This window comes from Nonomuraea sp. B208 (assembly GCF_057536035.1).
In genome coordinates, this window is sequence record NZ_BAAJOU010000019.1 from 1 (window position 1) to 24,376 (window position 24,376).

General features: G+C 74.2%; 21 protein-coding genes. 7 read left to right on the top strand and 14 right to left on the bottom strand.

Annotation, left to right across the window (positions count from 1 at the left end; genetic code table 11):
- The coding region (locus AC27IY_RS13860; protein ID WP_487178178.1) for an SbcC/MukB-like Walker B domain-containing protein at positions 1 to 2,157 on the top strand (2,157 nt) is incomplete at its 5' end.
- Here AC27IY_RS13860 and AC27IY_RS13865 read toward each other — a convergent pair.
- The 4 genes from AC27IY_RS13865 to AC27IY_RS13880 form a co-directional block, all read right to left on the bottom strand.
- Positions 2,136 to 3,092: a carbohydrate kinase family protein gene (locus AC27IY_RS13865; protein WP_487178179.1), complete on the bottom strand. Its 957-nt coding sequence runs from the start codon at positions 3,090 to 3,092 to the stop codon at positions 2,136 to 2,138. The genes AC27IY_RS13860 and AC27IY_RS13865 overlap by 22 nt on opposite strands.
- 20 nt (positions 3,093 to 3,112) lie before the next feature.
- Positions 3,113 to 3,937: a PIG-L family deacetylase gene (locus AC27IY_RS13870; RefSeq protein WP_487178180.1), complete on the bottom strand. Its 825-nt coding sequence runs from the start codon at positions 3,935 to 3,937 to the stop codon at positions 3,113 to 3,115.
- A 106-nt stretch (positions 3,938 to 4,043) separates the two neighbouring features.
- Positions 4,044 to 5,204 (bottom strand): hypothetical protein, encoded by a 1,161-nt coding sequence (locus AC27IY_RS13875; RefSeq protein ID WP_487178181.1) that lies wholly within the window; start codon positions 5,202 to 5,204, stop codon positions 4,044 to 4,046.
- A gap of 277 nt (positions 5,205 to 5,481) precedes the next feature.
- Positions 5,482 to 6,873, bottom strand: coding sequence for a tetratricopeptide repeat protein (locus tag AC27IY_RS13880; protein ID WP_487178182.1), 1,392 nt, complete (start codon positions 6,871 to 6,873; stop codon positions 5,482 to 5,484).
- A gap of 94 nt (positions 6,874 to 6,967) precedes the next feature.
- Between AC27IY_RS13880 and AC27IY_RS13885 the strand changes: the two genes are divergently transcribed.
- Positions 6,968 to 7,777 carry a DUF1206 domain-containing protein gene (locus AC27IY_RS13885; protein WP_423471839.1) on the top strand — a complete coding sequence of 270 codons (810 nt, stop codon included), beginning with the start codon at positions 6,968 to 6,970 and terminating at the stop codon, positions 7,775 to 7,777.
- A gap of 6 nt (positions 7,778 to 7,783) precedes the next feature.
- Here AC27IY_RS13885 and AC27IY_RS13890 read toward each other — a convergent pair whose 3' ends face one another.
- Together AC27IY_RS13890 and AC27IY_RS13895 are read right to left on the bottom strand one after the other, a co-directional pair.
- Positions 7,784 to 8,818: a glycerophosphodiester phosphodiesterase gene (locus AC27IY_RS13890; protein WP_487178183.1), complete on the bottom strand. Its 1,035-nt coding sequence runs from the start codon at positions 8,816 to 8,818 to the stop codon at positions 7,784 to 7,786.
- 36 nt (positions 8,819 to 8,854) lie between these two features.
- The gene (locus tag AC27IY_RS13895) at positions 8,855 to 10,780 is read right to left on the bottom strand and encodes a DUF2264 domain-containing protein (RefSeq protein ID WP_487178184.1); all 1,926 of its coding nucleotides are present in this window, start codon (positions 10,778 to 10,780) and stop codon (positions 8,855 to 8,857) included.
- Positions 10,781 to 10,868: 88 nt separating this feature from the next.
- Here AC27IY_RS13895 and AC27IY_RS13900 point away from each other — a divergent pair, with 88 nt between their 5' ends.
- Complete coding sequence (locus tag AC27IY_RS13900; protein WP_423447555.1) at positions 10,869 to 12,242, top strand: L-lactate MFS transporter; 1,374 nt, start codon at positions 10,869 to 10,871, stop codon at positions 12,240 to 12,242.
- Complete coding sequence (locus AC27IY_RS13905; protein ID WP_423447553.1) at positions 12,239 to 12,346, top strand: MFS transporter small subunit; 108 nt, start codon at positions 12,239 to 12,241, stop codon at positions 12,344 to 12,346. Before AC27IY_RS13900 ends, AC27IY_RS13905 begins: the two co-directional genes overlap by 4 nt.
- A 4-nt stretch (positions 12,347 to 12,350) precedes the next feature.
- Here AC27IY_RS13905 and AC27IY_RS13910 read toward each other — a convergent pair whose 3' ends face one another.
- The 7 genes from AC27IY_RS13910 to AC27IY_RS13940 form a co-directional block, all read right to left on the bottom strand.
- Positions 12,351 to 13,688: an amidase gene (locus AC27IY_RS13910; RefSeq protein WP_487178185.1), complete on the bottom strand. Its 1,338-nt coding sequence runs from the start codon at positions 13,686 to 13,688 to the stop codon at positions 12,351 to 12,353.
- Positions 13,689 to 13,711: 23 nt separating this feature from the next.
- On the bottom strand, positions 13,712 to 14,503 hold the full coding sequence (locus tag AC27IY_RS13915) for an amino acid ABC transporter permease (RefSeq protein WP_423447549.1): 792 nt from the start codon (positions 14,501 to 14,503) through the stop codon (positions 13,712 to 13,714).
- A complete protein-coding gene (locus AC27IY_RS13920) occupies positions 14,500 to 15,168 on the bottom strand; it encodes an amino acid ABC transporter permease (RefSeq protein ID WP_344205946.1) in 669 nt (222 codons plus the stop codon). Before AC27IY_RS13920 ends, AC27IY_RS13915 begins: the two co-directional genes overlap by 4 nt.
- Before the next feature lie 4 nt (positions 15,169 to 15,172).
- Positions 15,173 to 16,000 carry a glutamate ABC transporter substrate-binding protein gene (locus tag AC27IY_RS13925; protein WP_423447546.1) on the bottom strand — a complete coding sequence of 276 codons (828 nt, stop codon included), beginning with the start codon at positions 15,998 to 16,000 and terminating at the stop codon, positions 15,173 to 15,175.
- A 13-nt stretch (positions 16,001 to 16,013) separates the two neighbouring features.
- A complete protein-coding gene (locus tag AC27IY_RS13930; protein ID WP_344205948.1) occupies positions 16,014 to 16,757 on the bottom strand; it encodes an amino acid ABC transporter ATP-binding protein in 744 nt (247 codons plus the stop codon).
- Between the two features lie 81 nt (positions 16,758 to 16,838).
- Positions 16,839 to 17,702, bottom strand: a complete 864-nt coding sequence (locus AC27IY_RS13935) for a glutamate ABC transporter substrate-binding protein (RefSeq protein WP_487178187.1) — start codon at positions 17,700 to 17,702, stop codon at positions 16,839 to 16,841.
- Positions 17,703 to 17,710: 8 nt separating this feature from the next.
- Positions 17,711 to 18,397, bottom strand: a complete 687-nt coding sequence (locus AC27IY_RS13940; RefSeq protein WP_344205950.1) for a response regulator — start codon at positions 18,395 to 18,397, stop codon at positions 17,711 to 17,713.
- A 157-nt stretch (positions 18,398 to 18,554) separates the two neighbouring features.
- On the opposite strand from AC27IY_RS13940, the gene AC27IY_RS13945 reads away from it, so the two are divergent.
- Complete coding sequence (locus AC27IY_RS13945; RefSeq protein WP_423447543.1) at positions 18,555 to 21,389, top strand: hybrid sensor histidine kinase/response regulator; 2,835 nt, start codon at positions 18,555 to 18,557, stop codon at positions 21,387 to 21,389.
- A 6-nt stretch (positions 21,390 to 21,395) separates the two neighbouring features.
- On the opposite strand, the gene AC27IY_RS13950 is transcribed toward AC27IY_RS13945, so the two are convergent.
- Complete coding sequence (locus AC27IY_RS13950) at positions 21,396 to 22,457, bottom strand: DUF5685 family protein (protein ID WP_487178189.1); 1,062 nt, start codon at positions 22,455 to 22,457, stop codon at positions 21,396 to 21,398.
- Positions 22,458 to 22,611: 154 nt separating this feature from the next.
- Here AC27IY_RS13950 and AC27IY_RS13955 point away from each other — a divergent pair, with 154 nt between their 5' ends.
- Positions 22,612 to 23,526: an ATP-binding cassette domain-containing protein gene (locus AC27IY_RS13955; protein ID WP_364456398.1), complete on the top strand. Its 915-nt coding sequence runs from the start codon at positions 22,612 to 22,614 to the stop codon at positions 23,524 to 23,526.
- Positions 23,523 to 24,350: an ABC transporter permease gene (locus AC27IY_RS13960; protein WP_487178190.1), complete on the top strand. Its 828-nt coding sequence runs from the start codon at positions 23,523 to 23,525 to the stop codon at positions 24,348 to 24,350. The genes AC27IY_RS13955 and AC27IY_RS13960 overlap by 4 nt, the downstream gene beginning before the upstream one ends.
- Positions 24,351 to 24,376 lie beyond the last annotated feature (26 nt).

The following is a 24,376-nucleotide window of genomic DNA, read 5'->3' on the forward strand; positions in this document are numbered from 1 at the left end:
AAGGTCGCGCTGCTGGAGGACCGGCTGCGGGCGGCCGAGGAACGGCTGCGCGGGCGCGAGGCGGAGGTCGTCCACGCGCTGCGGCGGGCCACCGAGCAGGCCGCCGCGCACGCCCTCCCGACGGCCCTGCCCGCCCTGGACGGCCTGGAGGAGGCGTTGCGCGCCGCCGAGACCGCCGCCGCCGTACGTCACGAGCGCCACGCCGACACCCGCACCGCCCACGAGCTGGCCGCGTACGCCGCCGAGACCGCCCGCGAGTACGAGGACCTGGCGGTACGCGCCGTCGAACGAGCGGAGGAGGCGGCGGCGTCGGCCATCAGCCTGGCCGAACGCCTGTCCGCCATCGAACGCGCCGTAAGCTCCGCCGGTGAACCCTCAGCTGGTTCCGCCGTCGAACGCGCGGCGAGGCCCACCGGGGATTCTGCGGCCGGTTCTGGCATTGAACGTGCGGCGGGGCCCGCTGGGGTTTCCGCCGCCGATTCCGCCGTCGAACGTGCAGCAAGGCCCACCGGGGAACCCGCAGTCAGGCCCGTCGTCGAACGTGCAGCAAGGCCCACCGGGGAACCCGCAGTCAGGCCCGCCGTCGTACGTGCAGCGAGGTCCACCGGGGAATCCGTAGCCGGGCACGCCGCCGAACGTGCAGCGAGGCTCGCGGGGGGATCTGCGCCCAAGCTCGCTGCCGAACCCACTACGAACCCCGCTGAGGACCCTGCCGCCGGCTTCGCCGTCGGAGCCACTGCAAGCGCGGCCGGGGACCCCGCCGCCGGGTCCAGGGGCGAGTCCGCCGTCGGCTCCGCGGACGACGCCGGCCGCCTGCGGGTGCTCGAACAGCTTCATGACGTCCAAGCCGCACACCGCTCCTCCCGCCGCCTCGTCAAGTCGCTCAACGAGGGCCTGGCCCGTCTCAACGCCCGCCTCGGCCGCCTCCAGGGCGAGCTGGCCGCGGCCGAGGAGAAGCACGCCGGGGCGGAACACGCGTACGACGCGGCCCGCGCGCGCCTCCACCGCCTCACCTCCGGCCACCTCCCGTACGACGCCGCGCTGCCGCCCGAAGCAACCTCGGACCCCGCCGGTACGCCGGTCGAGGCGGCCCGGCGCCTGGCCGAACACCTCGCCGCGGTGCCGTACGAGCCGCGCCACCTCCGCGAGGCCGAGACCCGCCTGCGGGACGCCGTCCACCACGCCAGGGAGGCCCTGGCCCACCGGGCGACCCTGGAGCTGGTCTGCGACGACGACGTCCAGGTGCTCACCGCGAGCACCGGCGGCGCGCGGACCGGCGTGGCGGCGCTCGCCGACACACTGCGCGCCGAGCGGGACGCGCGCCGGTCGGGCAGCGGCCAGGTGGAGCGGGACCTGTTCGACCGCATGCTCAGCGGCAGCGCCCGCCGGCACCTGGCCGACCGCATCAGGCAGGCGACCGCCCTGGTCGAGGACATGAACCGGCGTCTGGCACGAGTCCGCACCGCCTCCCGGCTCGCGGTCCGGCTGTCCTGGCAGGTGGACCCGGCCCAGCCCGCGACCACCAGGAACGCCCGCGACCTGCTGCTGCGCGACCCGGCCGACCTGGACGAGGCGGCCCGCGAGACCCTGTACGCCTTCTTCCGCGACCGGGTGGAGGAGGCCCGGGCCGACGACTCCCCGGCGAGCTGCTGGGAGGACCAGCTCGCGACGGTCCTCGACTACACCTCATGGCACCGGTTCACCGTCCGGCTCGACCGCGGCGACGGCCAGGGCTGGCAGGACCTCACCAGGAAGCTGCACGGCGCGCTGTCAGGCGGGGAGAAGGCGATCGCGCTGCACCTGCCGCTGTTCGCCGCCGTGGCCGCGCACTACCAGACCGACCCGGGCTGCCCCCGGTTCATCCTGCTGGACGAGGTGTTCGTGGGCGTGGACCGGACGAACCGCGGCCAGGTCTTCGAACTGCTGGTGGACCTGGGGCTGGACCTCGTGCTGACCTCCGATCACGAATGGTGCGAATATCGCGAGCTCGACGGGATCGCCGTCCACCAGCTCATCACCGGCGACGGCGACGACGCCGTGACGACGGCCCGCTTCGTCTGGAACGGCCACCGCACCGCCCCCACCGATCCCAGCCGGCCGTCAGGAACACCTGGTCCCGGCCCGGACGCCGGCGTTCAGCCCGGGGGATCAGGGTGAGTGGTCAGCCGGGTGGCCCAGGGCGGGTCGGCGCCGGGGACTGAGCAGGTCAGGGCGGCTACGCGGGCTGCGAACGTCGCCGCCTCCGCCGCCGTCCCCAGGTCCAGGCCGTCCAGTCGCCCGCCGAGGTGGCCGCCGGCGTGCAGGTGGTGCAGGAGGCCGGCGGTGAAGGAGTCGCCCGCGCCGACCGTGTCCACGACCTCGACCTCGGGGGCGGGCACGGTGGTGCGCTCGCCGTCCAGCGAGACCAGGGCACCCGCGGCCCCCCGGGTGACGATCACCAGGCGGGCACCCGCCTCGTGCCAGGTGTCGCAGGCGTGTTCCTGGGACACCTCGGGCATCAGGAACTCCAGGTCGTCGTCGCTGAGTCTGAGGACGTCCGCCCACGAACACCAGCGCGCCACCTGGTAGTCGTCCTTCGCGGCGAGGCTGGGGCGGACGTTCGGGTCGATCGAGATCGTGGCGTGCGCGGACGCGGCCCGCGCGAACTCCTCGACCGCCGCCCGCCCCGGGGCCCGGACCAGGGCGAGCGATCCGGTGTGCAGGCAGGCGACGGCGCCGCGCCTGGCCGGGGTCAGCTCGTCCCGGCTCCACTGCCAGTCGGCGGCGCCCTCGGCGTAGAAGGTGTAGTCGGCGCGTCCGTCCGCGTCGAGGGCGGCGATGGCGAGCGCGCTCGGCTCGGCGGCCTCGACGCAGCCCGACAGGTCCACGCCCGAGGCCGCCAGATGCCCGCGGAACAGGTCGCCGAAGACGTCGCCGGAGAGGCGGCCGAGGAAGCGCGCCGGGGTGCCGAGCCGGGCCAGCGCCACGGCGGTGTTGGCGGGGCCGCCCCCCGGCAGCACCCGCAGCTCCAGGCCGCGCCCGCCGCCGTCGATGGAGGCGGAGGGGCGGGTGGTGAAGGCGTCTGCGACGCACTCACCCAGGACAGCGATCATCGGGCTGCCTTTCTCACCGGCTAGTGGCGCAGGCCCGTGAACAGGTCCTCCTCGTGGATGGGGGTCCGCACCTTGGACAGCACCCGCTCGAACGCCTCGTGCGAGAACGCCCGCTGCTGGGTCTCCTCCGGCATGCGCAGCAAGAAGATGTTCTCGCCCTGGCTCTCGTGCGCCCGCAGCGCCTTGAGCTTGCGCTCGGTGTAGGGGGCCACGTCGACGACCGTGGTGACCCGCTCGTCGGGGGTGCCGAAGTCGTCGGGGACCTCGAAGTCGCCCACGTCCATGCCGCTGTCGCGCATCAGCTCGAACATCTGCTTCATCGCCGAGCGCGGCATCGCCGTGTAGTAGAACTTGTCGGGGATGCCGGTCGACTCGACGGCCGCCACGGTGATCCGGTGCGTCTGCACGTGGTCGGGGTGACCGTAACCGCCGCCGCCCGTCTCGTCGTACGTCACCACGACCTGCGGCCGGTAGCGCTCGATCAGGGCGGCCAGCCGGCCCGCCGCCTCCTCCACCGGGACGTTGGCGAACGCGTCGGGGTGCCCGTTGCCCGCCCATCCGTCCATGCCGGAGTCGCGGTAGCCGAGCAGCTCCAGGTGGTCGACGCCCAGGTGGGCGACCGATTCGCGCAGCTCGGCCAGGCGGCGGGCGGCCACCGCCGCGTCGTCGTGGCCGTCCTCGCCCGGTTTGACGCCGCCGTCACCGTCGCCTTGCTCACCGTTGGTGCAGGTGACCAGGACGGTGCGGACGCCCTCCTCGGTGTAGCGGGCCAGGATGCCGCCGGTGCTGAGGCATTCGTCGTCGGGGTGGGCGTGGACGACCATGAGCGTGAGTTCCCGATCCATGGGCCGAAACCCTACCCGGCCCCACCGACATTCCCGGCCCGGCGCTCCCGGCCCAGAGACCCCGCCCGTCCCGCCCCAAGCCGGGGCGAGACGGGGCCAACGGGGGTTATCGGGCGTTGAGCAGGTCGGTGACGTTGGCGGCGCGGAGCATCGCCGGGGTGAGCAGGCGGGCGCGGTGCTCCGGGACGCCGCCGGCGCGGGCGGCGGCCGTGAGCGCCGTGCCCAGCCAGGCGGCGTCGAGGGCGCGGCCGTCCGGGCGGCGGATCAGCGGCTCGCCCGCCGGCCGGCTGGCGCACAGGACGCGCAGCAACGGGCGGGCCAGCGGCGTCACCAGGAAGGCGGCGACGTCGTCCCGTCCGTGGTTGACGGTGACGACGGCCGGCTGCCCCACGGTGCCGTCGGGCACGGTGCGCACGTCCTGCCGGGTCAGCCCGGCCAGGGCCTCCACGGCGGCGCCGGTCAGCTCCAGCAGCGCGACGGCCGCCGCCTCCGCGGTGCGGCCGTCCGCCGCGAGGCGGGCGACGCCCTCCCGGAGCAGCCGCCGCTCCTCCGGGGTGACCGCGTGACCGTCGCCCTGGCGGGCCGGCCTGGCCGGCGCGGCGCCGGCGACCTGGTTGTGCCGGACGACGCCGCAGCGCCAGGCGTAGGTGTAGAACGACAGCAGGGCGGCCCGCTTGCGGCTGACCGTCTTGCTGGTCAGCGGCCTGCCGGGGCTTCGGGGGACGCCGCCGGTGCGGGCGGCCTCGCAGAACGCCTCCAGATGGGCGCCGGTGACGGCCAGGAGCTCGACGCCCGGCTCGGCCACCTGCAGCCAGCGCAGGAACGACGCCACCACCTGCAGGGCCACCTGGCGGGCGGCGGCGGACGGCTTGTCGCACAGCCAGGCGGACACCGTACGGCGGGCGAGCGGGTCGAGGGCGTCCACCAGGTCCACGTCGGCGCCGGGCACCTGGCCGCCGTCCTTGGGGCGGCGGCGCGGCCGGAGGCCGGGGATCTGCCCGACGCTCCCCGGCGCGGCGTCCTCCGCCCGGCCGCTGTCCGGGGTCGCGGCCGGTAAGCGGTGGTCGTGCGGCGCGGGGCCGGCGTCCGGCGGCGACGGCGTGATCGGCGCCGTCGCCGCGGCCGGCGTCACGGGCGAGGCCGGCGTGACGCGGGGGACCCCGCGTACGGTCTCCCGTCGCGGCAGGCCGCTCTCCCGGCGGACCGGGGCGTCCTGCTCATCAGCGGAAGCGGGGGAGGAGCTGGTGAGGGGATCGCCTTCGCGCATGGTCAGCATGTGATCGGCACCGGCCGGGTACGCGCCCTAAGGGCACGACCGGGTGGGGCGTCGGCGACGGCGGGCGTCCATGGGCACGGCACGAGCATCACGGGGGTGGCCGTCGCGGCGGCACGGCGAGCGCGACGACCCGAGCCTGGCAGACCGATCATGATCTCGATCTTCTCACGAACGCCGCCACGTGAAGACCTCCACGGCCCCGGGAGTCCCTTGCGAATCGGCGGTCACACGCCTTGCTCCTGAGTCATGACTCAGTCGAACGGCCCGGTCAGAGTGCGCGGGCGAGCTCGCCGGCCCGCGTCCGCGCGGCCGCCGCCGCGGCCCGGTCGCCGAACGCCTCGGCCACGGCCGCCTGCTTCAGCCAGTTGTACGGGCTGCACGGCCGCACCTCGATCCGCTCGCTGACCAGCGTCCGGGCGACGTCCCGCGCCCCGGCCCGCAGCGCCGCCTCCAGCAGCGTCCGCTGCACGGCGTCGCGCTGGGCGTGGCTGCCGCCGAACTCGTTGACCCGGTGCCGGATCGGGTACAGTAGGTCGAGCGCCGCCCGGTGGTCGCCGCGCCCGAACGCGACGAGCGCCCGGCACACCGGCAGCCCCACCCGCAGCGTCATGTCCACGTTGGTCACGCCGGGACGGGCCTCGGCCACGTACGCCTCCCGCGAGGCGATCAGCTTGTCCGCCTCGCCCAGCCGCCCCGCGCCCACGTACGCCATGACCGCGTGCATGTCGTTGAAGGCGTAGAACGGCTCGGCCACCCGCGCCGGCCAGGCGTCGGCCAGCGCCCGCCACCGCTCGGGCTGCTCCGACCCCTCCAGGTGGAGCCGCCACAGCAGGGCGGCGGCGTCCAGCAGCTCCAGGCACGACTGCCCGTCGGCCAGCGCCGCGTCGTAGATCGCCAGCACCCGCGGCACGTCCCCTGCCTCCAGCGCGAACAGGCAGTAGTGCCACCAGGCGTGCACGTTGAGGAACGTCCCCGTCGACCAGTCGGGCACCCGTGCGTCCAGATAGCGCAGCCCGTCGCCGAAGCGGCCGCGCATCTCGTACGTGTGCGTGACGGCGTGGATCGCCCACACGTCGCGCCGGTCGAGCTCGACCGCCCGCAGCCCGACCTCCTCCGCCCGGTCGTAGTGCCCGGCCTCCTCCAGCCCGAAGGCGTACATGCCGAGCACCTGCCCGTAGTGCGGGTCGCCGGGACCCCAGGCGGTGAGCGCGCCGCCGACGCGGTCGCGCAGCGAGCGGGCGTCGCCGGTGAAGAAGTCGACGTGGTGCCCGGCGATCAGCGCCAGCGCGTCGCGCGGATGCTCGGCGGTGATCTCGGCGAGCAGCGCCCCGCAGGTCAGGAAGTCGCCGTCGAGCAGCGCCCGCACGGCCGCGAGATGGGCCCGCTCGCGCGGCGGCAGGGACCTCCCGCCGGCGCGCCGGAGGAAGGCGTGGAAACGCACCCGCGCCGTCCGCGCGTCCTCGGCCTCGGTGGTCAGCAGCCCGAGATAGGCGGCGAGCACGTGGCCCATGGGGAAGTCGGGCGACTCCTCCAGCGCCGCGTTCGCCTCGGCGTCGACCTCGGCCCGGAAGTGCAGCAGCTCGTCGATCGCGCGGTCGTAGTGGCGGGCCGCGGCGGCGCTCGCCCCGCTCATGGCGAGTCCGTGCTGGTCGGTCCTCACCTGATCATCGTAACGACGACGCCGCCCGATACCGAGGTCTGCAACGCCGTTTCCGGGGCATCTCGTACGTCCTCCGAACCCCCCTGGAGGAATGATGAGCACGGCGGGACAAGAAGTACGCGGCGCGGCGCGGAGAGCGGCCCGCCACCCCGTCATGGACGTCGCGACGCGGATCGGCCTGGCCTGCCGCGGCGTGCTGTACGCGCTGGTCGGCGCGGTGGCGGTGCAGGTCGGCCTGGGCGAGCGGTCGAAGGAGGCCGACAAGGCGGGCGCCATCGAGGCGGTCGCCGAGCTGCCCTTCGGCGCGGGACTGCTGTGGATCATGATGGTCGGGTTCGTGGCGCTGGCGCTGTGGCAGATCTCGGAGGCGCTGTTCGGGGGCGGCGAGACGATCGAGCGGGCCGAGGCGGTCGCCAGGGTCGCGGTGTACGCGCTGGTCGTGGTCAGCCTGATCAGCGTGCTGACGAAGGGGAAGGCGTCGTCCGACGACGAGAAGTCCCGCGACATCACGGCGACGCTGCTCGGGCTGCCCGGCGGGCCGGTGATCGTGGGCGCGATCGGGCTCGGACTGGTCGTGCTCGGCGGCTACTGGGTGCGCCAGGGGCTCGTCAAGGGGTTCAGGAAGGAGCTGGACCGGGCGGGCATGCCCGCGCCCGCCCGTGCCGTCATGGACCACCTCGGCCTCGGCGGGTTCGTCGCCAGGGGCGCGGTCGCCGCGCTGGCCGGGATCCTCGTCTGCCGGGCGGCGGTCACGTTCGACCCGGACGAGGCGGGCGGCATCGACGCGGCGCTGCGCGAGTTCGCCGGCACGCCCGCCGGGCCGTGGCTGCTCGTGGTGGTGGCGCTGGGGCTGCTGCTGTTCGCGGCGTACTGCTTCGGTGAGGCGCGCTGGCGTCGCACGTGAGCCGGGTCAGCGCCGGCGGCGGGCCCGCTCGGCGAGCACCGCGCGGGCCGTGCCGGGGTCGTCGCAGAACGCGCCGTCGATCCCCGCGTCCAGCAGCTTGGCCAGCCAGCCCGTGACGTCGCCGATCGCCCGCGGGTGGGCGGGGCTCGCCGGGTCGCCCGCCCGGTGGTCGGCCGGGAGCTGGGAGTTCTCGCCGCGTACCGTCCACACGTGCACGTCGAGGCCGTGGCGGTGGGCGTCGGCGACGAGCGTCGTGGGCGGCAGCGTCCGGCCGTCGGCGTCGCGCGGCACCACGTGCCGGGTGTCGACGCCGATGCCGTCGGCGTACCCGGCGATCTCGCGCAGGCCGTCCGGCGTCACCAGGTCCTTCGAGGAGCGGGGGTCGCCGGCGGCGACCCAGTCGTAGGGCGCGCCGTCGTACGCCACGAGCTGGATCAGCGGCAGCTCCGTCCTGGCGCGCAGCTCGCGCAGGTTCGCCGTCTCGAACGACTGGATGTAGGCCGCGCGCACCCGGTGCCGGCCGAGCACCTCCAGCAGCGGCTCCTCCAGCGGCAACCCGATGGAGGCGAAGTACGTCGGATGCTTGGTCTCCGGGTACACCCCGACGCCCGCCCGCAGCGCGAGCCGCACGACCTCCTCGAACGTCGGGATCTCCGCGAGCCCGTCGAACGCCGTGTTGCCCGGCCGCAGCTCCGGCACCCGCTCCTTGGCGCGCAGCGTCTTCAGCTCCGCCAGCGTGAAGTCCTCGGTGAACCAGCCGGTGACAGGCCGGCCGTCGATGGTCCTGGTGGTGCGCCGGTCGGCGAACTCGGGCCGCGCGGCCACGTCCGTCGTGCCGGAGATCTCGTTCTCGTGCCTGGCCACCAGCACGTGGTCCTTGGTGGCGACCAGGTCGGGCTCGATGTAGTCGGCGCCGAGGGCGATGGCGGTCTCGTACGACATGAGGGTGTGCTCGGGCCGGTGGGCGCTCGCGCCCCGGTGCCCGATCACGACTGGCTCGTGGCGGCCGCGCTCGGCCGCGGCGGGCGGTGTCTGGGTCACGAGGGCGACCGTACCGCCGCGCGGCGCGCTCGAGTGTCAGGCGGGCAAGGGGATCTCGTCCGTGACGCCGTCCGGCCAGGTGATCACGTCGTCCTTGACCACCGGCGGCTCGCCCCCCGAGCCGCCCTCGCCCAGCAGCAGCGCGGCGGTGTACCAGCGGCCGGGCTCGGCCGGGCCCGGGGTGGCGCACCACGGGACCAGCGTGCGCCGGGCGAGCGGCGTGGCCGCGACCGCGATGCCCTCCTCCGTCAGCCCGGGGCCGCCGGCCACCCGGGTCGCGGGCCCGCCCTCGGGCGCGGGCCACCCCCCGAGACGCAGCCGCCCGCCCGGCCCGTCAGCCCGCCCGCCCGGCTCGTCAGCCCGGGCGTCCGATGCGGAGGTCCGGGCGTTCGATGCGGAGGTCCGGGCGTCCGATGCGGAGGCACGGGTGTCCGATGCGGAGGTCGGGGCGTCCCGCTCGGCGGGGAGGCGGGCGAAGCGGACCTCCCAGGCGCCGCGCACCGCCGAGACGACCTCCACCTCCGGTCCGTCGCGCAGCTCGCCGCCCGGCCGGCTGTACCCGTGGTCCGGGCCGGGGCCCTGCTCGCCCCAGCGGGCCCGCCACCGCGACGAGCCGACCAGCGTCCCTGACGGCAGCGCGGACACCGGCCCCGCCGCGAACCCCGTCCGGTGGGAGGCCCGCCCGTCCTCGTCCAGCACCGCCACCGACTGGTCGAGCGGATCGCCGGACAGCAGCGGGAAGGTGGCCGTGGAGTAGCCGAGCCGGGCGTAGAGCGGCGCGTCGGCGAGGCGCGCGCCCGGCCGCGCGTGGTCGGTGCCGTGGTTGACGACCCGGACGATCCCGTCCGCCCGCGTCCCGCTGACCAGCCAGCCGGGGGCCCGTACCACTCGCGTGAAGTCGCCGGTCTCGACCGGCAGCGGCTCCTCGACGGCCGTCCACACCGGATGCCCGGCCGGCAGCGACAGCCCCAGCAGGCCCTTCGCCGCCCAGTACGGCGAGCCGGGCCCCGAGTAGTCCTGCGCGATCCCGCGCCACGGCCCGTGCCAGCCGAGGGTGAGGACCCCGTCGCGGTCCGGCGCGCCGCGCTCGGCGAAGTGCCGCACGATGCCCGACGCGGCCCGGCGCAGCAGCCCGGGGGAGCCGACCCCGGCCCGCGCCCCCGCCCAGAACGGCGCCGCCGCGGCGAACCGGTAGGTCAGGCTGCGCCCCTGGATAAGCGGCGAGCCGTCGGCGCCCACCAGGTGCACGGCGTCGTCGAGGAAGCGCTCCAGCCGGGCCAGGTACGCCGGATCGGGGTCGCGGCCGGCCATCTCGCTCCACAGCAGCGGGTACAGGTGCAGCGCCCACCCGTTGTAGTGGTCGTAGGAGCGCTCGGGGCCGTCGGCGTACCAGCCGTCGGCGCGCTCGAACGTGCGGGCCAGGGCGAGCCCCGCCTCGATGTCCTCCTCCGCGTACGGCCCGCCCACGGAGGCCAGGAACTGCTCGGTGACGATCTGGAACCAGACCCAGTTGATCGGCGGGTAGGCGGCGCCGACCGCGGGCGCCAGCCAGTCCACCACCTGCTCGCGCATCCGCGCCGGCAGTAGGTCCCACAGCCACGGCCGGGTCAGGTGCAGCACCAGCGCGACGGAGGCGGCCTCCACCTTGGCCTGGTCGTGCTCGTCCAGCCGGGGCCACCGCTCGGGCGAGGCCGGGTCCACGCCGGCGGCCAGGCCCTCGGCGTACCACTCCATGAGGCCGAGCGGGTCGCGCCCGTCCTCGCCGGCGACGCGGAACCCGGCGGCGAGGAACGTGCGGGCGAAGCCCTCCAGGGCGTCGACGTCGGGGCCGTACCCGCCGGGCGGCCCGGGGAAGGCGACGCGGGCGTGCGCGGGGGAGGCGTGGGCGCGGGCGGCGAGGAGCAGGCGGTCGGCGAGGGCGGCCCAGTGCTCCCTGGTCCAGCCGGTGTAGGGGGAGATCACCCGTCCAGCAAACACGGGTATGCCGTTCGTCGACAAGAATTGACCGCTCGCCGTAAAGATCCGCCGCGTCCGCAATACGGCATACAGTATGTTGCGCGTGGCAGGATTCCTCAGCCGGTCCCGGACCGTCGCCGACCCCTCCTGGAGCCGCTGGCTCGTGCCGCCCGCGGCGCTCTCGGTGCACCTGGCCATCGGCCAGGCGTACGCGTGGAGCGTGTTCAAACCCCCGCTGGAGTCCGCGCTCGGGCTCTCCGGCACGCAGAGCGCGCTGCCGTTCCAGCTCGGCATCGTCATGCTCGGCCTCTCGGCCGCCTTCGGCGGCACGCTGGTGGAGCGCAACGGGCCGCGCTGGGCCATGTTCGTCTCGATGACCTGCTTCTCCTCCGGCTTCCTGCTCTCCGCGCTGGGCGTGGCCACCCGGCAGTACTGGCTGGTGGTGCTCGGCTACGGCGTCGTCGGCGGGATCGGGCTCGGCATCGGCTACATCTCACCGGTCTCCACGCTGATCAAGTGGTTCCCCGACCGGCCCGGCATGGCGACCGGCATCGCGATCATGGGGTTCGGCGGGGGAGCGCTCATCGCCTCGCCGTGGTCGGCGCAGATGCTCGGCGCGTTCGGCGCGGACACCGGCGGGATCGCGCTGACGTTCCTCGTCCACGGCGTGGCCTACGCGGCGTTCATGACCATGGGCGTGCTGCTGGTCCGCGTGCCGCCCGAGGGCTGGCACCCGCGCGGCTGGACCCCGCCCGCCCCGGGCCGCCGCCCGCTGGTCACCGACGCCGACGTCTCGGCCCGCAACGCCATCCGCACCCCGCAGTTCTTCTGCCTGTGGGTGGTGCTGTGCTGCAACGTCACCGCGGGCATCGGCATCCTGGAGAAGGCCGCGCCGATGATCACTGACTTCTTCGCGGGCACGCCCGCCGCCGTCGCGGCCGGGGCGGCGGCCGGGTTCGTGGCGCTGCTGTCGCTGGCGAACATGACCGGCCGCTTCGTCTGGTCCTCCACCTCCGACCTCATCGGGCGCAAGAACGTCTACCGCGTCTACCTGGGCGCGGGGGCGCTGCTGTACCTCGTCATCGCGCTGGCGGGGGCCTCGTCCAAGCCGGTGTTCATCGTGTGCGCGCTCGGCATCCTGTCCTTCTACGGCGGCGGCTTCGCGACCGTTCCCGCGTACCTGAAGGACCTGTTCGGCACCTACCAGGTGGGCGCCATCCACGGCCGGCTGCTCACGGCCTGGTCCACGGCGGGCGTGCTGGGGCCGCTCATCGTCAACGCGGTCGCCGACGCCGGCGAGGCCGCCGGCCGCTCAGGACCCGCCCTCTACACCACCTCGCTGTACGTCATGATCGGCCTGCTCGCGGTCGGCTTCCTCGCCAACGAGCTGATCCGGCCCGTGGCGGACAAGTACCACGAGCACCCGTCCCGGGGGACGGTCACGGAGGAGAAGGGACAGACCGTATGAGCAGGCGCACGGCGCTCATGGCGGTGGCGTGGGCCTGGGTCGGCCTGCCCTTCGCCTACGGCATCTACAACCTGCTGCTCAAGCTCGCCCAGCTCTTCGCCTGAGCGGTCATCCGCTCTGCCGGGCCGCCGCGAACAGGTGGGCCTCGCCGCCGGGGCGGGCGACGAGCTGCAGGCCGACCGGCAGCCCGTCCACGAGCCCGGCCGGGACGGTCAGCGCCGGACGGCCGAGCACGTTCCACGGGCTGGTCATGGCCAGCAGCGCCGCGCGCACCTGGATCGGCTCGCCGCCGAGCTCGGTCTCCCGCGTGCCGATCGGCGGGGCGAGGATCGGGACGGTCGGCGTCGCCAGCACGTCGTACGGGCCGAACAGGGCCTCGGCGTGCTCCTCCAGCTCCCGCCGGGCCTCCATCCCCCGGACGTAGCGCCAGGCGGGCAGCTCGGCGGCCACCCGGAGGCGGTCGAGCACCTCCGGGTCGAACAGGCCGGGCGCCGAGGCCAGCCGGCCGGCGTGCACGGCCGCCGTCTCGCCGCTCTGGACCGCCAGGTACGTCTCACGGAACAGCTCCAGGACCTCCGGCGCCATCCGCGCCTCGCCCGCGACCGGCCCCGCGGCGGCCCGCGCGGCCTCGGCCACCCGCGGATCGGTCGGGAAAAGACTGTCCGGCTCCAGCCACCCCACCCGGACCTCGCCCACCGTCTCCGAGAGCCCGGAAGCGGTCAGGGCTTCGTAGGCGAGCCGGCAGCAGGACGCGGTGGCGGCGAGGACGCCGACGTGGTCGAGCGTGCGCGAGAGCGGGAAGACGCCGTCCGCCGGGATCGCGCCGTAGGCGGGCTTGAACCCGGCCGCCCCGCACAGGGCGGCGGGGATGCGGACCGAGCCGCCGGTGTCGGTGCCGAGCGCCAGCGGGACCAGCCCCGCCGCCACGGCCGCGCCGCTGCCCGCGCTGGAGCCGCCCGTCATGCGGGACGGGTCCCACGGGTTGCGGGCGGGCCCGCCGGCGGAGCGGTCGCCGGTCGGCCCGTACGCGAACTCGTGGGTGGTGGTCGTGCCCACGACGACCGCCCCGGCCCGCCGCAGCAGGGCCACGCAGGCCGCGTCCTCGTCCGCCACATGGCCGGCGAAGTGCCGCGACCCCATCGTCACCCGCAGCCTGGCGATCATGATGAGGTCCTTCACGCCCGCCGGGATGCCGTGCAGCGGCCCCCGGTCGATCCCGGCCGCCAGCTCCTCGTCGGCCCGCCGGGCCGCCTTCGCCGCCCCGGCGGCGTCCACGGTGACGAAGGCGTTGAGCTCGGAGCCGGCGATCGCGTCGAGCGCGAGCGCGGTCAGCTCGGCCGAGGTGGTGAGCCCGGAGCGCAGGTCGCGCCCCAGGCCGTCGAGGGTGCGTCCCGTGAAGGGGCCGGGAGAGGGGCCAAGGGAGGGGCCAAGGGAGGGGATCGTCATGGTGCCATTGTCGTACGACCAGGTCAGCGGCCCAGCCGGTGGGCGAGGCGGTCCAGCGAGGTGTTGATGGCGATGAAGATCGCCGCGATGAGGATCGCGGCCGGGATGACGTTGGAGAAGTTCGCGGCGATGCCGTTCAGCCCCCGGTCCACCAGCTCGTCGTAGCCGACGATGAGCCCGAGCGCCGAGTCCTTCAGCAGCACGATGAACTGGCTGACCAGCGCGGGCAGCATCACCCGCACGCCCTGCGGCAGCAGCACCAGCCGCATGACCTGGTTCTTGCGCATGCCGACCGCGTACGCCGCCTCCCGCTGCCCCTTCGGCAGGCTCAGCACCCCGGCCCGGATGATCTCCGCGATCACCGACCCGTTGTAGAGCGTGAGCCCGAAGACCACCGCGGCGAACGCCGAGATGTTCACCCCAATGACCATGTACGAGCCGAAGAACGCGAAGAAGATCAGCAGCAGCAGCGGCACCGACCTGAAGAACTCCACCACTGCGGCCGCCGGCACCCGGATCCAGGCGTGCTCCGACATCCTCGCCACCGCGAAGACCAGCCCGAACAGCCCGGCCAGCAGCACCCCGGCGACGGCCGCGCCGAGCGTCCCGGCCAGGCCGGGCAGGATGAAGGTGGCCCACACGTCGCCGCGCAGCAGCGGCAGCCACTTGTCGGCGGCCCACTGGTCCTTCTCGTCGAAGCGCACGTACACGACGTAGGCGAGGGCGAGCAGGACGAGCGTGACCGCCCCGGCCAGGGCGCGGTTGCGGCGCACGCCGCGCGGGCCGGGAGGCTCGTAGAGGTTGGCGTAGCTCATCGGGCCACCGCCATCCGCCGCGACAGCCAGCCGAACAGCAGGCCCATCGGCAGGCACAGCAGCACGAACCCGGCGGCGAAGCCGAGGAAGATCTCGATCACCTGGTCCCCGTACGTCTCGATCATCTCGCGCATCCGCACCGACGCCTCGCTCACGCCCACCACCAGGGCGATCGTGGTGTTCTTGGTCAGCGCGATGAGGATGCTGCCGAGCGGCGCCACCACCGCGCGGAACGCCTGTGGCAGCGTGATCAGCCGGAGCGTCTTGACGAACCCGAGCCCGAGCGAGCGGGCCGCCTCGGCCTGCCCGACGGGCACCGTGTTCAGCCCGGAGCGCAGCGCCTCGCACACGAACGCCGAGGTGTAGGCGGTCAGCCCGATGCAGGCGAGCCAGAAGTTGTTGGTCGCGATGTCGTCGGACAGCTCCACGCCCAGGTTCGCGCCGACGCCGAGGCCGGTGAACAGCAGCACCAGCGTGAGCGGGGTGTTGCGGGCCACCGACACGTACGTGCCCGCCGCCGCCCGCAGCGCGGCGAGCGGCGCGACCCGCATGGCGGTCAGCAGCGTCCCCAGCACGAGGGAGCCGAGCGCGCTGACCGCCGTCAGCCTGATCGTCATCCAGAACGCGGCGAGGATCGTCCCGCCTTCGGTCAGCAGGGCTTCCATACGATCAGTACCGCTCCAGCTGCGGCGCCTGCGGGACGGCGAAGCCGGAGGCGCCGACGCTGGCCTGCAGCGCCTTGGTCCAGCTCCCGTCGGCGAACATCTTCTCCAGCGCGTCGTTGACCGCCTTGCGGCCGGCCGTGTCGTCCTTCTTCAGCCCGATGCCGTACTTCTCGGTGCTGAACGGCTTGCCGACCACCTTGAGCTTGCCGTTGTGCTGCGCCGCGTAGCCGGCCAGGATGACATTGTCGGTGGTGATGGCGTCGAGCTGGCCGCCGAGCACCCGGTCCACGCACGCCGAGTACGTCCGCTCCTCCTGGAGCTGCACCTCCTTGGCGTACTCCGCCTTGACCTTCTGGGCGGGGGTGGAGCCGGCGACCGAGCACAGCTTCTTGCCGTTCAGCGTCTCCGGCCCGGTCAGCGAGGAGTCGTCGGCCCGGACCAGCAGGTCCTGCCCGGCCACGAAGTACGGCCCGGCGAAGGACACCTTCTGCTTGCGGGCGTCGGTGATCGAGTACGTCGCCACGACCAGGTCCACCTGGCCCTGCTCGATGAACGCCTCCCGGTTGGCCGACACCGTCTCCTTGAAGGTGATGCCGTCGGGCTCGACGCCGAGCTGCTTGGCGACGTACTTGGCGACCTCGACGTCGAAGCCGGTGAACGCGCCGTCGGGGGTGCGCAGACCCAGCCCCGGCTGGTCCGCCTTGACCCCGATGACGAGCTTCTTCTCGTTCTTCGCCTTGTCCACCACGGAGTCGTAGCTGTCCTGACCGCCGCCGCAGGCGGTCGCGAGGGCCATGACGGCGAACACCGCGTAGAGGGACCTTCCGAACATGACGTGCGCTCCTTTAGTGCGTGAGGATCTTGGCGAGGAAGGACTGGGCGCGCTCGCTGCCGGGCGCTGTGAAGAATCCGTCAGGGGTGTCCTGCTCGACGATCTCGCCGTCGGCCATGAAGACCACCCGGTCGGCGGCCCGCCGGGCGAAGCCCATCTCGTGGGTGACGACGACCATGGTCATGCCGTCGCGGGCGAGCGCCGTCATGACCTCCAGGACCTCGTTGACCATCTCGGGGTCGAGCGCCGAGGTGGGCTCGTCGAAGAGGATCACCTTCGGGTCCATGGCCAGGGCCCGGGCGATCGCCACCCGCTGCTGCTGGCCGCCGGAGAGCTGGGCGGGGTACTTGGCGGCCTGGGCGCCGATCCCCACCCGGTCGAGCAGTTCGCGGGCCTTGCGCTCGGCGGCGTCCTTCGGCCTCTTCAGCACGTGCACCTGGCCCAGGACGACGTTGTCCAGGACCGTCTTGTGCGCGAAGAGGTTGAAGGACTGGAAGACCATGCCGACCTCGGCCCGCAGCCGGGCCAGGGCCTTGCCCTCGGCCGGCAGCGGAGTGCCGTCCACGCTGATCGTGCCCGAGTCGATGGTCTCCAGCCGGTTGATGGCGCGGCACAGGGTGGACTTGCCCGCCCCGGACGGGCCGATGATCACCACGACCTCGCCCTTGGAGACCGTCAGATCGACGTCCCTCAGCACGTGGTGGTCGCCGAAGCGTTTGTTGACCCGGTCCAGGACGATCAGGGCCTCCTGTGTCATGCGTCACGCTCCTTGTCTCGGTCCGCGATGGCGTAACCGTAGGAGCCGCGTGTCGCCAGGAAGGGCTTGTGATCGTTCTGCTCAGGAATCGGGCCGGGTCGTGATCCAGCGGGCCGACGGCTTGGAGCTCTCCGAGGTGGCCCCGGACACGCCGATCGTGTCCCGGTAGGCGCGCTCCCACTCGCCGCCGGCCAGCCAGCGGGCGATCAGGCCGTTGAGGTAGTCGCGGAAGGCCAGGTCGTCCTTGCGGACGCCGATCCCGTACGGCTCGCGCCCGAACGGCTTGCCGACCAGCCGCAGCGCGTCGGGATGCTGCGCCTGGAGGCCGAGCAGGATCGTGTCGTCGGTGCTGAGCGCGTCCACGCGGCCGGACAGCAGGGCCGGCACGCACACGCTGTAGGTGTCGACGATCTCCAGGCGGGCCCCGGACACCTCGGCACGCAGCCGGTCAGCGGAGGTGGAGCCGATCGCCGTGCAGACGGTCCTGCCGTCGAGGTCGGCCACGCCGCGGATGCGGGTGTCGGCCGCCCGGACGAGCAGGTCCTGGCCCGCGTAGTAGTACGGGTCGGTGAAGGTCACCAGGCGGGCGCGGGCCGGGGTGATCGAGTAGGTGGCGACGACCAGGTCCACGATGCCCTGGGAGATGAAGTTCTCCCGCTCGCGCGTGACGGTCTCGACGAAGCGGATGTTGCGCTCGCTGCCGGTGAGGTCGCGGGCCACCAGCCGGGCGATCTCGGCGTCGAAGCCGATGATCCGCCCGGTGGCGGGGTCCTTGTAGCCGAACATGGGCTGGTCGAACTTGATGCCGACGACGAGGACGCCGCGGTCCCTGATGCGGGCCATGGTCGAGCCCTCGGGGAACGGGTCGGCCTGCCCGCAGCCCGCCGGCACCAGGCACAGCACGAGGCACAGCAGCGCGGCCAGCGCATTCCTCGAACTGGTCATCTGGCCCGTCATCTAGCGCGGTAACGGTGCTGGGGCCGGCCGGTGGGACCGTACCTCGGCCTGGTCTCCACCAGGCCCCGGTCGACCAGGTGCTCCAGGTAGCGGCGGGCGGTGGCGCGGCTGACGCCGATGCTGGCGGCCAGCTCGTGCGCGGAGACGTCCTCCGCGACCTCGGCGAGCGCGTCCAGCACGGCCTGCTCGGTGGCCGCGGAGATGCTCTTCGGGCGGAACGGCTGGTCGGTGTGGAGCGAGCGGAAGATGCGGTCGATCTCCTGCTGCTCGGCGAAGCGGCCGCTCGCCTCCAGTTGCTCGGCCGTGGCCGCGTAGCGCAGCAGCGTCTGCTCCAGGGTGCCGGTGCGGGTGGGCTTGACCAGGTAGTACAGGGCGCCGCGCTGGATGGCGGCGCGCACGGTCGCCGACTCCTTGCGGCCGGAGATGACGATCACGTCCGCGGGCGGCTGCTCGGGGCGTCTCAGCCGGTGCGCCACCTCCAGCCCGGGGAGGTCGGGCAGGTGCAGGTCGAGCAGGATCAGGCGCGGCGCGAAACGGGCGGCGGCGGCGAGCGCCGCGTGGCCGCTGTGGGCGATCCCCACGACCCTGAACCCGAGCACCCGGTTGACCTGCGCCTGCAAGGCGGCCGTCACGACCGGGTCGTCGTCCACGATGAGTACGGTGATGTCCCTGGACTGAGGCACCGCACGCTCCTCGCTCCATCTGACAGAGGTTCAGTGCAGCTTAGGTGGCTTTTGCTAATAAAGATCGACTTTAGCGCATTCTGCTCAAGTTGATCCTCCCACCGGCGGCTGATCCCTCCTAGTCTGGAGCCGGGTGATCGGGAGGAGACGGACGCCGGTGAGATGGCTGCTCGCGGTGACGGCCCTGTGGACACTGCTCGGCCTGCTGCCCTTGGCGCTGCTGACCTCCTCCAGCATCAGCCTCTCCGAGCAGGCGATGAGCAACGAGGTCAGCGACCGGGTCAAGACCACCGCCTCGGTGAGCCGGGTCGTCGTGGAGCAGCAGATGGGCTCGCTCAAGCAGCTCGTCGTGGCCTTCGCCGAGCAGCCCCGCGTCCGCGAGGCCGTCAAGCACACCGGCGCCGAGACCCTGCGCGGCTACCTCGCCGAGCTCAAACGCAGCCGCGACGACGGCGTCAGCGGCGTCATCCTCACCTCGCCCGAGGGCGAGATGCTGGGCGCCGAGCCGCCGAGCGCCCTGCCCCAGGACATCGGCAACTCCGACTGGTACCGCGCGGTGCGCGACCGCCGGCAGGCACACGTCTCGCAGGCGTACACGCCGACCATGCGGGACGTCTCCCGCGCCGTCGCCGTCGCCGCGCCCATCCCCAGCGCCGACGGCGAGCGCATGCTCGGCATCCTCACCGTCGTCTACAGCCTGGACGCCATCCAGCGCTTCGCCGAGGAGGCCGCCGAGGCCCAGAACATCCGGCTGCTCATCACCGACCGGGCCGGCGTGCTCGTCGCCGACCCCGGCAGGAAGCTGTACGCCCTCACCTCGCTGCGCGAGGACCCGCGCGTGGACGCGGCGCTGGCCGGCCGCACCTGGAACGGCAGCTTCCGCGGCATCGACGGCACCGTCCTGTCGGCCTCCGAGCCCATCCCCAGCATCGGCTGGACGGTGACCGCCGAGGTGTCGGCGTCCGAGGCGCTGGCCAGCGCCGAGCAGCTGCGCGGCACCGTCGTCACCGTCGCCGGCCTGCTCGCCCTGCTCATCCTCATCGGACTCGGCATCCAGATCCACTCCACCCGCGGCCGCCGCCGCGCCCAGGCCACGCTCGCCCGCTACGCCGCCGAGCTGGCCGCCGCCAGGGACGAGGCGGTCAGCGCCTCCAGCGCCAAGTCCGAGTTCCTGGCCAAGATCAGCCACGAGATCCGCACCCCGATCAACGGCGTGCTCGGCATGAACTCCCTGCTCATGGGCACCCGCCTGGACGAGGAGCAGCGCCACTACGCCACCACCGCCCAGGAGTCCGCGCAGAACGTGCTGCGCCTGCTCGACGACTTCCTCGACCTGTCCAGGATCGAGGCCGGGCACCTCCAGGTGGAGGAGGCCCCGTTCGACCTGCCGCGCCTGTGCGACGAGGTGGTGGCGCCGCTCGCGCCGCTCGCCTACGAGCAGGGGCTCTGGCTGACGCTCCGCCTCGACGAGAACGTGCCCCGCCAGGTCGCCGGCGACCCCGCGCGGCTGCGGCAGATCCTGGTGAACCTGGTCGGCAACGCGCTGAAGTTCACCGTCCAGGGCGGCGTGGACCTGCACGTCTCCCTGGAGGAGGGCGAGCCGGGCGAGCCGCGGGTGACGCTGCGCTTCGCCGTCTCCGACACCGGCGTCGGCGTCCCGCCGGACGACCGCGAGCGGGTCTTCGGCGTCTTCCGCCAGGTCGACTCGCCCATCACCCGCCGCACCGGCGGCAGCGGCCTCGGCCTCGCCATCGCCAGGCAGCTCACCGAGCTGATGGGCGGCGAGATCGGGCTCGACAGCGTGGAGGGCGTCGGCAGCCGGTTCTGGGTGCGGCTGCCGATGGACGTGCTCACCTGGTCGGAGCCGGGAGCCGGGGCGCTGCAGGGGCGGCGGGCCCTCGTCGCCGACGCCCGCCCCGAGGACCGGGCGCTCGCCGGGCGCTACCTGTCCGAGGCCGGGCTCGCCGTCCAGGAGACCAGGGACGCCCGCTCGGCGCTGGTGCAACTGCGCACCGCGGCGGCCGGCGGCGGGCCGTACGAGCTGGCCGTCGTCGCCCTCGACCTCGGCGCCGAGGGGAGCGGCTCGCTCGCGCACGCCATCCTCAGCGACCCGCTGCTCCAGAGCACCAGCGTGGTCGTGGTCGTCACGCCCGGCCGGGCGCGCTTCGCCTGGCCGGCCGCCGCCGGCGAACGGGCCGTGCAGTCGATCACCCGGCCGCTGAGCCGCCGCCGCCTGCTCGCCGCCGTCGAGAACGCCCTCGGCGTCGCGGAAGGCTGCCCCGGGGAGCCGCGCGAGCTCGTCCAGGACCCGGCGGCGGAGCCCGGCGGCGTACGCATCCTGGTCGCCGAGGACGACGAGGTCAGCCGCCAGGTCGCCATGCTCGTCCTGCGCCAGGCCGGGCACGAGGTGGACACCGTGGACGACGGCGCGCAGGCCGTGCGGGCCGTCCTGACCGGCGGCTACGACCTGGTGTTCATGGACTGCCAGCTTCCCGTGCTCGACGGCCTCGCCGCCACCGCCGAGATCCGGCGGCGCGAGGAGGCGCGCACCCCCATCATCGCCATGACCGCCGCCGCCATGCCGGACGACCGCGTCCGCTGCCTGGAGGCCGGCATGGACGACCACCTGGCCAAACCGGTGGACTGGCCCCGGGTGCTGGCCAGGGTCCCCGAATGGGCCGCCTACGGCAGCCTGCCGCCGGAGCTGGCCGGGCTGTCGCCCGAGGCGGTCGCGGACGTGGCGCAGGCGTACCTCGCGACCGCGCGGCGCACCTTCGAGGACCTGCGCGCCGCCGCCGACGCCGGCGACCACGCGCGGCTGGAGGCGCTGGCGCACCGGCTCAAGGGGAGCTGCGCCACCGTGGGCGCCACCCGTGAGGCCGAGCTGTGCCGGCGGGTCGAGGACCTGGCGCGGGCCGGCGCCGTCGAGCGGGAGGCCGTCGAGGAGCTGGACGAGCTGCTCAAGGAGACGCCCCAGTGGATGCTCGGCTGAGCGGCGTCAGTTGCCGCAGCCGTCGCAGCAGTCACAACACTTGCAGCAGTTGCAGCAGTTGCCCACCTCGCAGCAGCTCCCGTCGCCGAAGTAGCAGCGGTCCTCGCACGGGCGGCCGGCCCTCCTGCTCCAGCGCGGACGCCAGATCCCGCAGGTGAAGAACGTCGCGACGCCCGCCGCCGACTTCCTGATCCAGCCCGGCCGCTCGTAGGAGGCGGTCTCGGCGAAGGCGCGGTCCACGGCCCGCCGCACCTCGGTGACCAGCAGCGCGTCCACCAGGTGCCGGTCCTCGAACGCGGCCTCGCGCAGCGCCAGCTCCAGCCCGTGGGCCGCGTCCTCGCACAGCCGCCGCGCCTCCCGCTCCGGGGTCGCGGTGACGGTCAGCGGGTTGAACGCGCCCCGCGCCTCGTCCTCCGCGCGGTCCTCGACCGCGTCCAGCAGGTGCGCGAGGCGGCCGAAGAAGCGGCCCGCCTCGGCCAGCGCGGCCGCGTTGCCCGGCCGCCCGGCCAGCTCCGCGGTGTACGCGAACGCCGCCGCCACCGCCTCCTCCGTGGGCGCGGTCAGCGTGAGGACGCCCGTCGAGGGCCCGGCGGAGCGTTCCACGTCGAGCTGGCGGTCCACGGTGGCGGTCAGCGCGGCGGCGTCGAAGCCCACCCCGGCCGCCAGCCTGGCCCCGCCCTCCTGCCAGCGGGCCGCCAGCCTCCGCCGGGCCGCCACCGTGCCGAACGCGGCCTCGCCGTCGGCCACGTGGTCGCGCAGCTTGCCCGCGGCCAGCACCAGCGAGACCGCCGCCGCCAGCCGGGCGCCGCCCGCCCGCGCGTCCACCACCTCGGCCGGGCGGAACCCGCGCAGCGCGCACGGCCCAGCCGTCCGGCGCGGCGCCGTTCCGGACGGGAGCTGGGCCTCGGCCAGCACGGACACGACCAGCGTGTCGTAGTTGGTGGCCAGCCGCGCGCCGTGACCCTCCCCGTCACGTAACGTCAGGCACAACCCGCACAGGTGCGCCCGCCACGCCTGCATCAAGGACGGGCAGCCGTGCGCCGCGCACGGGCGGAGAATTCCGAACACAAGACCTCACTCAGGGGATGACGATTCCGGCTGGCGCGCATCGTAGGGCCTGCCACCGCTCCCCGACATCCCCACCATGGGGGTTTACCGCCATCGAAGTCGGCGGTCCGCCACCATGGCCGCGGCCCCGCCCGCCCGCCTAGCGTGAGGCGGCGTGATCAGACTGACGGGACTGAGCAAACGGTACGGCGACCGCCTCGCCCTCGACGACCTGACCCTCGACGTGCGGCCCGGCGCGGTGACCGGCTTCCTCGGGCCGAACGGCGCGGGCAAGTCGACCACCATGCGGCTGATCCTGGGCCTCGACCGGCCCACGGCGGGCGCCGCGCTCATCGGCGGCGTCCCGTACCGGCGGATCAGGAACCCCCTCCGCACCGTCGGCGCGCTGCTGGACGCGCGGGCCCTGCACCCGGCCCGCTCCGGCCACGCCCACCTGGTGGCGCTGGCGCGCAGCAACGGCATCCCGCGCGGGCGGGTCGGCGAGGTGCTGGAGGCCGTCGGCCTGGAAGGCGCGGCCCACCGCAGGGCCGGGGCACTGTCGCTGGGCATGAGCCAGCGGCTCGGCATCGCCGCGGCGCTGCTCGGCGACCCCGGGGTGCTGCTGTTCGACGAGCCCGTCAACGGCCTCGACCCGGACGGGGTGCGGTGGGTGCGCGGGCTCATGCGCTCGCTCGCCGCCGAGGGCCGCACGGTGTTCGTCTCCAGCCACCTCATGAGCGAGATGCAGCTCACCGCCGACCATCTGGTGGTGATCGGCAAGGGCCGGCTCATCGCCGACGCGCCGCTCGCGGAGGTCATCGCGGGCAGCTCGCTGACGGCCGTGGTCGTCCGCACCCCGCACGCGCGAGAGCTGGCCGCCCGGCTGCGCGCCGCCGGGATCGAGGTGACCAGGACCGGCGAGAACGAGCTGGTCGCGACCGGCGCGCCCGTCGAACGCGTCGGCGACCTGGCGCACGAGGCCGGCGTCAGGCTGCACGGGCTGCGGGTCAGGGAGGCGTCACTGGAGCAGGCCTACCACGAGCTGACCGAGGGCGACGTCGAGTACGGCGCGGGAAGGAGAGGCGCATGAGCGCGACGACGGAACGGGACGCCGGGAGCGTGCGCGTCCTGTGGCAGGCCGCCGGCGCCGAATGGGCGAAGTTGTGGTCGGTGCGGTCCACGTGGTGGTGCCTGGCGGCGGCGTTCGCCCTCATGGTGCTGGCCGCCGTGACCCTCGGCGGCGCGTCCGCCACCGAGGCGCTGCGCTCGGACGGGCCGGCCGCGGCGCCCGTGGCGGCCAGTGAGGCGGCCGTGTCGGCCACGTCGTTCGCCCAGTTCGCCCTGGTGGCGCTGGCCATGCTGACGATCACCGCCGAGTACGCCTCCGGCTCGATCCGGGTCACCCTCCAGGCCGTCCCCGTACGCGGGGTGATGCTGGCCGCCAAGGCGCTGGTGCTCGCGCCCGTGATGGCCGCCACCGGCGTGCTGTCGGGCGCGGCGGCCACCGCGGCCGTGTACGCGCTGCTGTCGCTCGACGTGTTCGGCGGCCTGGTCGTGCTGCCGGCCGGCGAACTCGTGCGTGACCTGGCCGGCATCGGGGTGTACTTCGCGCTGATCGCGGTGCTCACCCTCGGCGCCGGGGCGGCCCTGCGCAGCGCGGCCGGGACGCTGACCGTCGTGTTCATGCTGCTCATGGGGCTGCCGCTGCTGCTGATGATGACCGGCAGCGGGCCGGCGGTGGCGATGTCGCTGCGGATGCCGCTGTTCGCGGGGCTGGCGTTCATGGGCAGCACGGACAACATGACCGGGGGGCCGATCCCGTACCCGGCGGGGGAGGGCCTGGCCTGGCTCCTGGCCTGGACGGCGGCGGTCCTCGCGGCCGGCCACGCGGTCCTGCGCCGCCGTGACGCCTAGACTGCGCCGGGGCCGTACCCGTGAAG

Bases quoted from the DNA above. Each gene is read 5' to 3' on its own strand.
- AC27IY_RS13865 (WP_487178179.1), bottom strand. From the start codon at position 3,092: ATGATCGCTGTCCTGGGTGAGTGCGTCGCAGACGCCTTCACCACCCGC.
- AC27IY_RS13870 (WP_487178180.1), bottom strand. From the start codon at position 3,937: ATGGATCGGGAACTCACGCTCATGGTCGTCCACGCCCACCCCGACGAC.
- AC27IY_RS13875 (WP_487178181.1), bottom strand. From the start codon at position 5,204: ATGCGCGAAGGCGATCCCCTCACCAGCTCCTCCCCCGCTTCCGCTGAT.
- AC27IY_RS13885 (WP_423471839.1), top strand. From the start codon at position 6,968: ATGAGCACGGCGGGACAAGAAGTACGCGGCGCGGCGCGGAGAGCGGCC.
- AC27IY_RS13900 (WP_423447555.1), top strand. From the start codon at position 10,869: ATGTTGCGCGTGGCAGGATTCCTCAGCCGGTCCCGGACCGTCGCCGAC.
- AC27IY_RS13905 (WP_423447553.1), top strand. From the start codon at position 12,239: ATGAGCAGGCGCACGGCGCTCATGGCGGTGGCGTGGGCCTGGGTCGGC.
- AC27IY_RS13910 (WP_487178185.1), bottom strand. From the start codon at position 13,688: ATGACGATCCCCTCCCTTGGCCCCTCCCTTGGCCCCTCTCCCGGCCCC.
- AC27IY_RS13915 (WP_423447549.1), bottom strand. From the start codon at position 14,503: ATGAGCTACGCCAACCTCTACGAGCCTCCCGGCCCGCGCGGCGTGCGC.
- AC27IY_RS13920 (WP_344205946.1), bottom strand. From the start codon at position 15,168: ATGGAAGCCCTGCTGACCGAAGGCGGGACGATCCTCGCCGCGTTCTGG.
- AC27IY_RS13925 (WP_423447546.1), bottom strand. From the start codon at position 16,000: ATGTTCGGAAGGTCCCTCTACGCGGTGTTCGCCGTCATGGCCCTCGCG.
- AC27IY_RS13930 (WP_344205948.1), bottom strand. From the start codon at position 16,757: ATGACACAGGAGGCCCTGATCGTCCTGGACCGGGTCAACAAACGCTTC.
- AC27IY_RS13935 (WP_487178187.1), bottom strand. From the start codon at position 17,702: ATGACCAGTTCGAGGAATGCGCTGGCCGCGCTGCTGTGCCTCGTGCTG.
- AC27IY_RS13960 (WP_487178190.1), top strand. From the start codon at position 23,523: ATGAGCGCGACGACGGAACGGGACGCCGGGAGCGTGCGCGTCCTGTGG.